At 57.9% G+C, this 11,963-nt stretch carries 12 protein-coding genes; 6 read left to right on the top strand and 6 right to left on the bottom strand.

Annotation, left to right across the window (positions count from 1 at the left end; genetic code table 11):
• Window positions 1-16: 16 nt before the first annotated feature.
• Window positions 17-4,705, bottom strand: coding sequence for a glutamate synthase-related protein (locus ACIQ0R_RS02180; RefSeq protein ID WP_395823244.1), 4,689 nt, complete (start codon window positions 4,703-4,705; stop codon window positions 17-19).
• 148 nt (window positions 4,706-4,853) lie between these two features.
• Window positions 4,854-5,606 (bottom strand): transposase, encoded by a 753-nt coding sequence (locus ACIQ0R_RS02185; RefSeq protein WP_395823246.1) that lies wholly within the window; start codon window positions 5,604-5,606, stop codon window positions 4,854-4,856.
• 44 nt (window positions 5,607-5,650) lie between these two features.
• Between ACIQ0R_RS02185 and ACIQ0R_RS02190 the strand changes: the two genes are divergently transcribed.
• The gene (locus ACIQ0R_RS02190; RefSeq protein WP_395823248.1) at window positions 5,651-5,809 is read left to right on the top strand and encodes a hypothetical protein; all 159 of its coding nucleotides are present in this window, start codon (window positions 5,651-5,653) and stop codon (window positions 5,807-5,809) included.
• A 140-nt stretch (window positions 5,810-5,949) separates the two neighbouring features.
• A complete protein-coding gene (locus ACIQ0R_RS02195) occupies window positions 5,950-6,285 on the top strand; it encodes a YbfB/YjiJ family MFS transporter (RefSeq protein WP_395823250.1) in 336 nt (111 codons plus the stop codon).
• 237 nt (window positions 6,286-6,522) lie between these two features.
• On the opposite strand, the gene ACIQ0R_RS02200 is transcribed toward ACIQ0R_RS02195, so the two are convergent.
• The 4 genes from ACIQ0R_RS02200 to ACIQ0R_RS02215 all read right to left on the bottom strand — a co-directional run bounded on the left by ACIQ0R_RS02200 (window position 6,523) and on the right by ACIQ0R_RS02215 (window position 9,275).
• Window positions 6,523-8,016 (bottom strand): AMP nucleosidase, encoded by a 1,494-nt coding sequence (locus ACIQ0R_RS02200; RefSeq protein ID WP_395823252.1) that lies wholly within the window; start codon window positions 8,014-8,016, stop codon window positions 6,523-6,525.
• The gene (locus ACIQ0R_RS02205) at window positions 8,016-8,162 is read right to left on the bottom strand and encodes a hypothetical protein (RefSeq protein ID WP_395823254.1); all 147 of its coding nucleotides are present in this window, start codon (window positions 8,160-8,162) and stop codon (window positions 8,016-8,018) included. Before ACIQ0R_RS02205 ends, ACIQ0R_RS02200 begins: the two co-directional genes overlap by 1 nt.
• A 75-nt stretch (window positions 8,163-8,237) precedes the next feature.
• Window positions 8,238-8,909: a glutathione S-transferase gene (locus ACIQ0R_RS02210; protein WP_395823256.1), complete on the bottom strand. Its 672-nt coding sequence runs from the start codon at window positions 8,907-8,909 to the stop codon at window positions 8,238-8,240.
• 138 nt (window positions 8,910-9,047) lie between these two features.
• Window positions 9,048-9,275 (bottom strand): hypothetical protein, encoded by a 228-nt coding sequence (locus ACIQ0R_RS02215; RefSeq protein WP_395823258.1) that lies wholly within the window; start codon window positions 9,273-9,275, stop codon window positions 9,048-9,050.
• A 208-nt stretch (window positions 9,276-9,483) separates the two neighbouring features.
• Here ACIQ0R_RS02215 and ACIQ0R_RS02220 point away from each other — a divergent pair, with 208 nt between their 5' ends.
• From ACIQ0R_RS02220 to ACIQ0R_RS02235, 4 genes are all read left to right on the top strand, one after another.
• Window positions 9,484-10,209 carry an AzlC family ABC transporter permease gene (locus ACIQ0R_RS02220; RefSeq protein WP_395823260.1) on the top strand — a complete coding sequence of 242 codons (726 nt, stop codon included), beginning with the start codon at window positions 9,484-9,486 and terminating at the stop codon, window positions 10,207-10,209.
• Window positions 10,206-10,532, top strand: coding sequence for an AzlD domain-containing protein (locus tag ACIQ0R_RS02225; protein WP_395823262.1), 327 nt, complete (start codon window positions 10,206-10,208; stop codon window positions 10,530-10,532). The genes ACIQ0R_RS02220 and ACIQ0R_RS02225 overlap by 4 nt, the downstream gene beginning before the upstream one ends.
• 81 nt (window positions 10,533-10,613) lie before the next feature.
• Window positions 10,614-10,799: an IclR family transcriptional regulator C-terminal domain-containing protein gene (locus tag ACIQ0R_RS02230; RefSeq protein ID WP_395823264.1), complete on the top strand. Its 186-nt coding sequence runs from the start codon at window positions 10,614-10,616 to the stop codon at window positions 10,797-10,799.
• 182 nt (window positions 10,800-10,981) lie between these two features.
• Complete coding sequence (locus ACIQ0R_RS02235; protein ID WP_395823266.1) at window positions 10,982-11,686, top strand: glutathione S-transferase N-terminal domain-containing protein; 705 nt, start codon at window positions 10,982-10,984, stop codon at window positions 11,684-11,686.
• Window positions 11,687-11,963: the final 277 nt, after the last annotated feature.

An 11,963-nucleotide genomic window follows, 5' to 3' on the forward strand; every position in this document is an offset into this window, starting at 1 on the left:
CGCCTCAATGCATGATTCAGGCAACAACTTTTTCCTTGGTCGGCTTGCTGCTGTGAACCGCGTTCAACTCGCCCAGGGCACGCTTGTACTCGGTCGGGAACACCTTGACGAACTTGCTGCGCGAGGCAATCCAGTTGTCCAGCAGGTTGCGGGCGCGGGTGCTGCCGGTGTACTTGAAGTGACGCTCGATCAGTCCCTTCAGGATCGCCTCATCAGCCTGTGCCTCGCCGCCGCGCACGGTGCTGTGCCAGATCGCACGGTCAATCGTGGCCTCCTGCTCGCCCTGGCTCAGTACCGGCTCCAGCGTCACCATCGACATGTTGCATTGCGCCGCAAAGCTGCCTTCCGGATCGTAGACATACGCCAGGCCACCCGACATGCCGGCGCCGAAATTACGACCGGTCTCGCCTAGCACCACGACGGTGCCGCCGGTCATGTATTCGCAGCCATGATCGCCGGTACCTTCAACCACCGCAATCGCGCCGGAGTTACGCACTGCAAAACGTTCGCCGGCCACACCATTGAGGAAAGCCTCACCGGCAATGGCGCCGTACAGCACGGTGTTGCCGGCGATTATGTTGTCGACCGCACGACCGCGGAATTCGGTGTTTGGACGGACGATGATGCGACCGCCCGACAAGCCCTTGCCAACGTAGTCATTACCTTCACCCACCAGATCGAGCGTGATGCCATGCGCCAGAAACGCGCCAGCCGATTGACCTGCGGTGCCCTGCAATTGGATGTGGATGGTGTCATCGGGCAGGCCTTCGTGACCGTATTTCTTCGCCACTTCGCCAGACAGCATGGCACCGACGGTGCGGTTCAGATTCTTGATCGGCGAGATGAACGAGACGCGCTCGCCTTTCTCCAGCGCCGCCTTGGCTTGTCCGATCAGCTTGTGATCGAGCGCCTTGTCGAGACCGTGATCCTGCTCTTCGGTGTGGTAGTACACCCCGCCTTCAGGCAAGGCCGGTTGATAGAAGATGCGGCTGAAATCCAGCCCCTGGGCCTTCCAGTGAGTGATCGCCTGGGACTTGTCCAGCAGGTCGGCACGGCCGATCAGCTCGTTGAAGTTACGGATGCCCAGTTGCGCCATGATCTGACGCACTTCTTCGGCGATAAAGAAGAAGAAGTTGACCACATGTTCAGGCTTGCCCGAGAACTTGGCGCGCAGAACCGGATCTTGCGTGGCAACGCCGACCGGGCAGGTATTCAGGTGACATTTGCGCATCATGATGCAACCTTCGACTACCAGTGGCGCGGTGGCGAAACCGAACTCGTCCGCGCCCAGCAAAGCGCCGATGACAACATCGCGACCGGTCTTCATCTGGCCGTCAGCCTGGACCCGGATACGGTTGCGCAAGCCATTCAACACCAGCGTTTGCTGGGTTTCAGCCAGGCCCAGTTCCCAAGGCGAACCGGCATGCTTGATCGACGATAGCGGCGAAGCGCCGGTGCCGCCGTCATGGCCGGCGATGACGACGTGATCCGACTTGGCTTTGGCCACACCGGCGGCCACCGTGCCGACGCCGACTTCAGACGCCAGCTTGACCGAAATCGAAGCGCGCGGATTGACATTCTTCAGATCATGGATCAGCTGCGCCAGATCTTCGATGGAATAGATGTCATGGTGCGGCGGCGGCGAAATCAGACCGACACCGGGCACCGAGAAGCGCAGCTTGGCGATGTACTCGGATACCTTGTGGCCCGGCAACTGCCCGCCTTCGCCCGGCTTGGCGCCTTGCGCCATCTTGATCTGAATCTGGTCGCCTGAAATCAGGTACTCAGCGGTGACGCCGAAACGTCCGGATGCCACTTGCTTGATCTTGGAACGCAGCGAATCACCGGCTTGCAGCGGGATATCGACTTCAATCCGGTCCTTGCCGATCACCGATGCCAGGGTTTCGCCTTGCTTGATCGGAATGCCTTTCAGTTCCTGGCGATAGCGGTTCTCGTCCTCGCCGCCTTCGCCAGTGTTCGACTTGCCGCCGATGCGATTCATCGCCACAGCCAGCGTGGCATGCGCTTCGGTCGAGATGGACCCGAGCGACATCGCGCCGGTGGCGAAACGCTTGACGATTTCCTTGGCCGGTTCGACTTCATCCAGCGGGATCGCCTTGCTTGGATCGATCTTGAATTCAAACAAGCCACGCAGCGTCATGTGACGCTTGGACTGATCGTTGATCAGTTGGGCATACTCTTTGTAGCTGTTGAAGTTGTTGGCGCGGGTCGAGTGTTGCAGCTTGGCGATCGCATCGGGCGTCCACATGCGCTCTTCGCCACGGACGCGATATGCATACTCGCCGCCGGCGTCGAGCGCGTTGGCCAGCACCGGATCGTCGCTGAATGCGGCGCGATGCAAGCGCAAGGCTTCTTCCGCCACTTCAAACACGCCGATGCCTTCGACATTCGATGCCGTCCCCTTGAAATATTTCTGGGTCATGCTCTTGTTGAGGCCGATTGCTTCGAAAATCTGCGCGCCGCAATATGACATGTAAGTCGAGATACCCATCTTCGACATCACCTTCAACAAGCCCTTGCCGATTGCCTTCTGGAAGTTGTATATCGCCTTGTCAGCCGACAGCGCGCCCGGCAAGCCGTGCGCCATTTCGGTCAGGGTATCCATTGCCAGATACGGATGGATCGCTTCCGCGCCATAGCCCGCCAGCAGCGCGAAGTGATGAGTCTCGCGGGCCGAACCGGTTTCCACCACCAGGCCGGTGGAAGTGCGCAGGCCCTTGCTCACCAGATGCTGGTGAATCGCCGAGGTCGCCAGCAGCGCTGGAATCGCGACTTGTTCGGCATCGACCTTGCGGTCCGACACGATCAGGATATTGTGGCCGGACTTGACCGCATCCACCGCTTTGGCGCACAACGAGGCCAGGCGTGCCTCGATGCCTTCCTTGCCCCATGCGACCGGGTAGCAGATGTTCAGCTCATACGATTTGAACTTGCCGCCGGTGTGCGCGCTGATGTTGCGCAGCTTGGCGATGTCGTCGTAGTTCAGAATTGGCTGCGACACCTCCAGGCGCATCGGCGGGTTGATGTTGTTGGTATCGAGCATGTTCGGCTTCGGTCCGATGAAGGACACCAGCGACATCACCATCGCTTCGCGGATCGGATCGATTGGCGGGTTGGTAACTTGCGCGAACAGTTGCTTGAAATAGTGGTACAGGATCTTGTTCTTGTTGGACATGACCGCCAGCGGCGAATCGTTGCCCATCGAGCCGATTGCCTCTTCAGCGGCAGCGGCCATCGGCGACATCAGGAACTTGATGTCTTCCTGGGTGTAGCCGAACAACTGCTGGCGATCCAGCAAGGGGATGGTCGAACCGGATTCATACGGCTCCGACTTCAGCTCATCGAGCTTGACCCGCACCGACTCAATCCATTGCTTGTATGGCTTGGCGTTAGCGAACGTGTCCTTCAATTCCTTATCGTCGATGATGCGGCCGGCATCGAGGTCAATCAGAAACATCTTGCCAGGCTGCAGCCGCCATTTCTGGATGATCTTCGACTCTGGAATCGGCAGTACGCCGGATTCGGACGCCATGACCACGAAATCGTCGTCGGTGACGATGTAACGCGCCGGACGCAAACCGTTGCGATCCAGTGTGCCGCCGATGTGACGGCCATCGGTAAACGCCATCGCCGCCGGGCCATCCCATGGCTCCATCATGGCTGCATGATATTCGTAGAACGCGCGCCGGTTGTCATCCATCGTAGCGTGGTTTTCCCACGCTTCAGGAATCATCATCATCATCGCTTGCGCGATCGGATAGCCGGACATCAACAACAGTTCGAGCGCATTATCGAAGCAAGCGGTGTCGGACTGGCCTTCATAGATCAGCGGGAACAGCTTCTTCAGCTCGTCACCCAACACATGCGACTTCATCACGCCCTCACGCGCACGCATCCAGTTGAAGTTGCCCTTGACGGTGTTGATCTCGCCGTTGTGCGCCAGCAAACGATACGGGTGAGCCAGCGGCCATTCCGGGAAAGTGTTGGTGGAGAAGCGTTGGTGCACCAGCGCCAGCGCCGACAGACAACGCGGATCTTGCAGGTCTTTGTAATACACGCCGACCTGATCTGCCAGCAACAAACCCTTGTACACGACGGTACGCGCCGACATCGACGGCACGAAAAATTCTTTGCCATGTAGCAAGTTCAGCGCCTGAATCGCGTGACCGGAGGATTTACGGATCACGTATAGTTTGCGTTCGAGCGCATCGGTGACCATGATGCCTGGGCCGCGGCCGATAAAAATCTGGCGAATCACCGGCTCCTTGTCGCGCACGGTTGGCGACATCGGCATCTCGATATCGACCGGCACATCGCGCCAGCCCAGCACGACCTGACCCTCCGCCAGTACCGCACGTTCAATTTCCTGTTCGCAAGCAATGCGTGAAGCATTCTCTTTTGGCAAGAACACCATACCGACGCCGAATTCGCCTGGTGGCGGCAAGCTCACACCCTGCTTCGCCATCTCCTCGCGATAGTACTGATCCGGCACCTGGATCAGTATCCCAGCGCCATCGCCCATCAGCTTATCCGCGCCGACCGCGCCCCGGTGATCGAGATTCTTCAGGATCTGCAAACCCTGCTCAATAACCGAATGGCTCTTCTTGCCTTTGATATGGGCGATAAAACCGACACCACAGGCATCGTGCTCATTGGCCGGATCGTATAAACCTTGCGCATGCATAACGTTGCTCCACCACTTTAAGAGTAAGGGTATTAAGAATAGAGCAGCCAGTTGCAGACTTCAACCCCAAAAATTAGGGTCAGAGTCAAATTAAATAGCTGACCTCTCACATCAAAATTAATTAGGGTCAGAGTCAATTTAATGCTATTTATGCACATCCCGCTCGATTGTTATTTTTTGAAGTCTCTGGCAACGATATTTGCACAGCATCAGTTCCCGCCTTGAAGGGCCGCCCGCGCTTGGATGGCCGCACTCTCGCGGCACCTTGTTTTTCCAGCTTAGCCTTGAACGCATCGGACCCCAGCGGCCAGCCCTTATTGGTAGCATCAATCAACTGCTTAGACTCGACGGATGTAAGCGCTTGCTCAGCCATAGCTTTATAAGCAGCTTCACGATCGAACGGCGTATTACCCAAGGCCCAATACAGCGCATGATCGGTTATCAGCGGATCAGGCTTGATACCAACATGATGCAGATAACTCGACCACGGATACTCGCCAGGCGTCGGCGTCATGCCTGCGCGCACCGGGTTCTGGTCGATATAGCAGCTGCACAGCATGAAATAGCGCTCTGAATCGATCACCGTCGCCCTGTAGCGCCCTTGCCACAAAGTTCCTTCACGGGCGTATTTCTGATTGAAATAAGGCACGTAATGCCGCCCGACCCATTGCATCATCCGCGCCAACCCCTCTGCGTCGCTAGGCGTCGCCAGCAAATGGATATGATTGGTCATCAGCACATAACCATGGATTGCCACCTTGAACTGCGTGGCCGCATCGCGCAAACGGCCAAGAAAATTCACATAATCTTCGGTCTCGCGGAAAATTACCTGCTTATCAACTCCGCGCTGAATGAGATGATGTGGTTGGTTAGGAATAACGAGGCGAGGTAAGCGGGCCATGGCAAAAAGGGAGCAGTTTAGATGCCCTCATTTTATCCATTAATTTGACTCTGACCCTAATTGTTCAGTCACTGGGTGCCGCGCATGCGCTGCAGCCCACACGAATCGGCAGGCAGACACGCGGCCTGACGAGCGGCTATGGGCTGACTGGATTCGGCGACATCATCACCGCCACTTTCGTGCCGGTGATCGCGTGCGGGTGATCGCGCGCCAGGCATTGCCGGGTTCCAGTTGACCGAACCTGTTCTGACCCTTGTTCGGCAATTGCGTTTCACCAGGCGCCTTGCTGGCAACGCGCTAGCCGATCCATTGGGACAACCGGCTGCTGCTGGCGGCATGTTAGGTGTTGCAGGCCTGCGGTATCCTGATCGGCGTGGCGTCGCCTAGCGTATTCGGCTTTGCGCTTGGCAGCATCTTGCTGGGCTTGCGGCTTACTGCGATTACTCTGTTTGCGATGCCTGATACGCGTCGTCTGCATGGCGACCAGGGACGCGGCCTGATGGGTCTGCTGACTGTCACCTATGGCATCGGCAAGATCATCGGGCCGCCGCTGGCGACGCGCCAGGTTCAGCGCAGCGGCAGCTTTACGTCATCGCTGTGCCTGGCGGCCTTCGCGCTGATCGCCGGCGCCATCCCGCTGGGCCAGATTTTCCGGGAAAGCAGACGACCGCTGGCTTGAGCTGCTTGCCAGCCAATTCAGCTGCGGCCTTGGCTGTGCAAAGCGCCTTGTTAAATGAGACGAACGGTATGTCATAGCGATCGATGGTGCCATCCGCGCCGACAAAATGCGTTCACCAGCCTGCCGCATCCTGGACCGGCGCGATATCGCCATCGCGGCAATTTTCTCCTATCGCTTCGCTCTCTGCCAATGTGACGATGTTGACGCCACGATGCTTGATAACGTTAACCACGACGCTTAGCGGAAAGCCGGCTCACTGAAGCTGCGTAGTTTGCGGCTATGCAGTTGTTCAACGCCCTGATGACGCAACAGTTCCAGCGCCTTGATGCCGATCTTCAAATGCTGATTGACGCGTTGCTCGTAAAAGCGGTTGGCCATGCCCGGTAGTTTGATTTCGCCGTGCAGCGGCTTGTCGGAAACGCATAGCAAAGTGCCGTACGGCACCCGGAAGCGGAAGCCGTTGGCGGCGACGGTGGCGCTTTCCATATCCAACGCAATCGCCCGGCTCTGGTTGAAGCGCAGCAAAGGCTTGCGATGATCGCGCAGCTCCCAGTTGCGATCATCGACCGACGCTACGGTGCCGGTGCGCATGATGCGCTTGAGCTCGTAGCCCTCCAACTGGGTGATCGTGGCGACCGCATCCTGCAACGCCAGTTGCACCTCGGCCAGCGCCGGTACCGGCACCCACAGCGGCAAGTCGTCGTCGAGCACATGATCGTCGCGCACATAGGCGTGCGCCAGCACATAGTCGCCCATGCGTTGCGAGGTCGACAGGCCGGCACAATGGCCGAGCATGATCCAGCCGTGCGGGCGCAATACGGCGACGTGATCAGTGATGGTCTTGGCGTTGGATGGGCCGACGCCGATATTGATCAGCGTGATGCCGGAACCGTCGGCGCGTTGCAGATGGTAGGCCGGCATCTGCGGCTGGCGCGCCGGGGCGATGCCGGTCAGTGCGCGGTTAACCGGCAGGTTGTCGAGATTGGCGTTCCAGGTGGTGAGATCGCCCGGTTCGACGAAGGCGGTATATTGCTGCCGATATTCGCGCTGTTGCGGATCGCTGGTGGCCTGCATCAGTTCGCGCCCCATACGGATGAATTCGTCAACGTAGAACGCGTAGTTGGTAAACAACACGTAGCGTTGGAAACGATCCGGCGAGGTCGCCGTGTAATGCTTCAGACGATGCAGCGAGTAATCGATGCGCGGCCCGGTGAACAGCGATAGCGGATGCGCCTCACCTGGCATTTCCTCGTAAGTGCCGTTGACGATGCGGTCGTCCATGGTGGCCAGGTTCGGCAAATCAAATATATCGGGCAAGGTGCGCAGATGTTCGGGATCGAGACTGCCTTCGACGTGGATCCCTTCCGGGAAAGCGAAGTGCACCGGAATCGGCAATTCGCTGACGCCGATTTCAAGCGGCACATCATGATTATCGCGTAGCAGCTTGAATTGACTGACCAGATAATTGGCGTATAACGATGGCCGCGTCAGCGTGGTTTCATAAACGCCCGGGCCAGACACAAAACCGAAAGAATGACGGGTATCGGCACGCGTATTGACCTCGGTCGTCACGCGTACGAAAGGGTAGCAGGCCCGCACCCTTTGCGGCATCACTTCGCCGCTGGAAAACCGTTTGAAAGCATCGCGCAGCAATGCTGTGTGGTGCTCGTAGATGTCCAGCACGCGCTCAAGGGCGGCGTGCGGATCGGTGAATTTCTCAGTCGGGAACATTAACTCTCCGTAGCGATATCGGTGATTACAACAAAATGCGGCCAAAAGAAGCCAGGCGCTGTCACGTCGTCGAGCACGACATCGACGCTGGTGACGATGCCGTTCGACTCAATTCTACTGGGATTGCTGGCATCAGGTTGCATCAAGGCAGCATCAAGCCAACCTCAAGCATTGCACCGCCAGCAATTTGCAACCATGCAGCGATGAAAATCAGACCAGGATTACTTCAAAAGATCGTACTTGCCGCCTCTTTCGATGGCGCGCTGATATGCGGGACGAGCGTGAATCCGTCGCAGGAAAGCCGACAGGCGCGGCCTGCCGGCGTCGAGCCCGCCGCGCGATTGTAACGCTTCGAGCGGGAAACTCATCTGGATATCAGCCGCCGTAAATTCTGCACCGGCAAACCAACTGCTCTTACCCAATTCGCCTTCCAGAAAATCCAGATGCGACTTGATTTGCGGATCGATATAGCCGCGCTGCACGCTGTTGGAAATCATGCGCGCCAGCGGCCGCAGCGGAGCTGGCATCGGCGGCCGGTCGATGCGCCCGAAAATCAACCTCATCAGGAGCGGCGGCATGGCCGACCCTTCGGCGTAATGCAGCCAATAAGTGTAGCGCAGCCGCTCCTTGCTGGCGGCCGGCGGAATCAAGCGACCAGCGCCATATTGCTGCACCAGATAGTCGATGATCGCGCCGGATTCGGCGATCGTGTTGTCGCCGTCGGTGATCACCGGGGACTTCCCCAATGGATGCACGGCGCGCAAGGACGGCGGTGCCAGCATGGTCTTGGGATCGCGCTGGTAAAACTTGATTTCGTAATCGAGCCCCAGCTCTTCAAGCAGCCACAGCACCCGCTGCGAACGGGAGTTGTTGAGGTGGTGGACAATAATCATGGGACCGATCCGATCAGGTAAATGGGAGTAAAGGCGGCGATGCCGTTCAGTTAATTTCCGCTAATAACGTGAACCGCATCATAGCAACGGCAGGCGATATCCGGCTAGCCTACCCCATTCCCTCCGGCTTGAACAGAATCATGGCCGGATAGCCGCGCACCTTGAAACGATCACCCGGTTGATGCCGGCGGCGCTGGTGGCGATGACGCAACTGTGATAGTGTGTTACCTGCACCGTGCTGGTCCAAGGGCCTCGCAGCCAGGTAACGCTGGCATTGACCTTGGAACCCCAATCCGGGTTGTTCAGCGAATTCAACAGGTCTTGCTCAGAGGCCTTGGCGGACCGCTTGTAGTGAACGCGAAGCACCTGCGTAGCTGGCTTTTAGCAGGACGTCGCCGATCCCGCCACCCTTGATACGCCCTTGATACGCCATTTTTCGGCGTGCAAGGGCGGCCACAAGTTTGCGGCAATATCGCAGGCTGACGGCAATACAAACGCACGTATTTACATAGCTATTTGCGTTGCGTAAAGAAGCGTCTGACTTTACTATTCCGGCAACAATAAGGAATCCTGCATGCCGCATCCCACTCCCCTAACCAGTTTCGCCGCCGGCGCGCGCGACACCTTGCCGATGCTGATCGGCGCCGCACCTTTCGGGGTGATTTTCGGTGCGCTGGTGGCGGCTGGCCAACTCGCACTATGGCAAGGCCAGTTCATGTCGCTCGGCGTGTACGCCGGTGCCAGCCAGTTTATTGCCATCGGCCTGCTGGCTACGCAAGCCGGAATGCTGGTGATCTGGATGGCGACCTTTATCGTCAACCTGCGCCACATGCTCTATGCGGCAACCTTGCTGCCACACATCAGCCATTTGCCGGGGCGCTGGCGCTGGTTGCTGGGCTTCCTGCTGACTGATGAAACCTTCGCCGTGATGAATGCGTACTATCTGAAACACGCGCATACGCCGCACGGCCATTGGTATTTCCTTGGCTCGGGCTTAGCGATGTATGGCAACTGGCAGTTGTGGACCTTGGTCGGCCTGCTGTTTGGGGTGGCGTTTCCTAAATTGCAAACGCTGGGGCTTGATTTTGCGATGGTGGCGACCTTCATCGCCATCGTGGTGCCGCAACTGTTCCGCAAGCCACAGCTGGCCGCCGCCATTGCTGCCGGCGCATGCGCCTGGCTGCTGCGCGACCTGCCCTACAAAACGGGATTGATGGCAGCGACGACGGCCGGGGTTGCCGTCGGCCTGGCAAGCTCGCATTGGCTGGCGCGCCTGCGCGCCGCAAGGAGTCATGCATGACATATACCCTGACCATTATCGGCATGGCGCTGATCACCTTTTTCATCAAGGCTTTCATCTTTGTGCTTGGCGATCGTGTGGTGTTTCCGATCTGGCTTAAGGAGGCGCTGGTGTTTGTTCCAGTGACCGTATTGACGGCGATTATCGTGCCGATGGTGCTGGCGCCGCATGGCGCAGAGATGGAACTGCACTGGCGCAATCCACAATTGATCGCGGCGATTGTTGCGGTGCTGGTGTGCGCAGCAACAAGGCGGCAATTACTGACCATCGCGGTTGGGCTGGCGGTGTTCTTTGCCTGGCAATTCGGTGTGACGGATCAATAGGGCCAGGATCGCAGCGGCGCGATCAAACCCGCTCAATGATCAAGGCAATGCCCAGCACTACGCCGATGCACATGGCGCACCATGCATATTGGCGGCCATCGATCAGGCGCGAATCTCGCCGTGCCGGTGCGTGGCGCCTCGGGCAATGTGCTGGCGGCGTTGAACGTGAGTGCGCAGGCAACGCACATCAGCAACCGCAAAATGACGAAAGAATTTCTGCCGGTGTTGCAACACAGGACGCAGGAATTGTCGATATTGCTGCTGTGATTACAAGGCCTGTCGCAAAAAATGCCGACGCCGAAACGGAACGGCATTTCGCGTTATACTTGGCATTGCTTGCGTAAACGCATGCCTGGCAAGCCAGAACAACACTGAAACAACACTCAAACAACGCCCGGCGTCACCTGCTCTGCGGGTAAATCAAACACTGCTGAGAAAAGGATTTTTTAATGAGCGACCTGTCTAACTTCCCCATCGCAAAGAAATGGCCTGCGCAACATCCGCAACACATCCAGCTTTACTCGCTGCCAACGCCAAATGGCGTCAAGGTCTCGATCATGCTAGAAGAAACCGGCCTGCCTTACGAGCCGCATCTGGTCAGCTTCGACAGCAACGACCAGCTTTCTCCGGAATTCCTGTCGCTCAACCCGAACAATAAAATTCCCGCCATCATTGATCCAAACGGCCCGGGCGGCAAGCCACTGCCGTTGTTCGAATCCGGTGCAATTCTGCTGTACCTGGCCGACAAATGCCGCAGATTCATTGCGCAGGATGGCGCTGAACGCTATGAGACGATTCAATGGTTGATGTTTCAGATGGGCGGCATCGGCCCCATGTTCGGCCAACTCGGGTTCTTCCACAAATTCGCCGGCAAGGACTATGAAGACAAGCGCCCGCGCGACCGCTACGCGGCGGAATCGAAGCGCGTGCTGGGGGTGGTCAACCAACGGCTGGCGGAACGTACATGGATCATGGGCGACGCCTATACCATCGCCGACATGGCCACCTTCCCGTGGGTACGTAACCTGATCGGTTTCTACGAAGCGGGGGATCTGGTCGGCATCCAGGACTTCCCGCACGTCACACGCGCGCTCGCTGCATTTGTGGCGCGTCCGGCAGTCGCCAAAGGGTTGACTACCCCTACCCGGGATTGAGGTTTTTCAGGGCGTTTGCAGCGGCTACGCAAATCCGTAACGCTGCGATAAAATTGCCGCTCTCTATACATTTGGAACGCTATGCCATCGCGCCGAAAATTTCTGCAAAAAAGCTTGTTCCTGAGCGCCTCCGGACTTTTCTCCGGCCGCCTGTTGGCGCTGATTGAATCTTGACCCAGCCTGCTGATCGAAATGTGACCCAGGGCTGGTCGCTGCGTTTTGAGTTAGCAGCTGTGGATAAGTCTATCAAACAGTTGGTGTTGAAGCACTCCTTTTT

This window comes from Collimonas sp., from assembly GCF_044339385.1.
In the GTDB taxonomy this organism is placed as follows: domain Bacteria; phylum Pseudomonadota; class Gammaproteobacteria; order Burkholderiales; family Burkholderiaceae_D; genus Collimonas.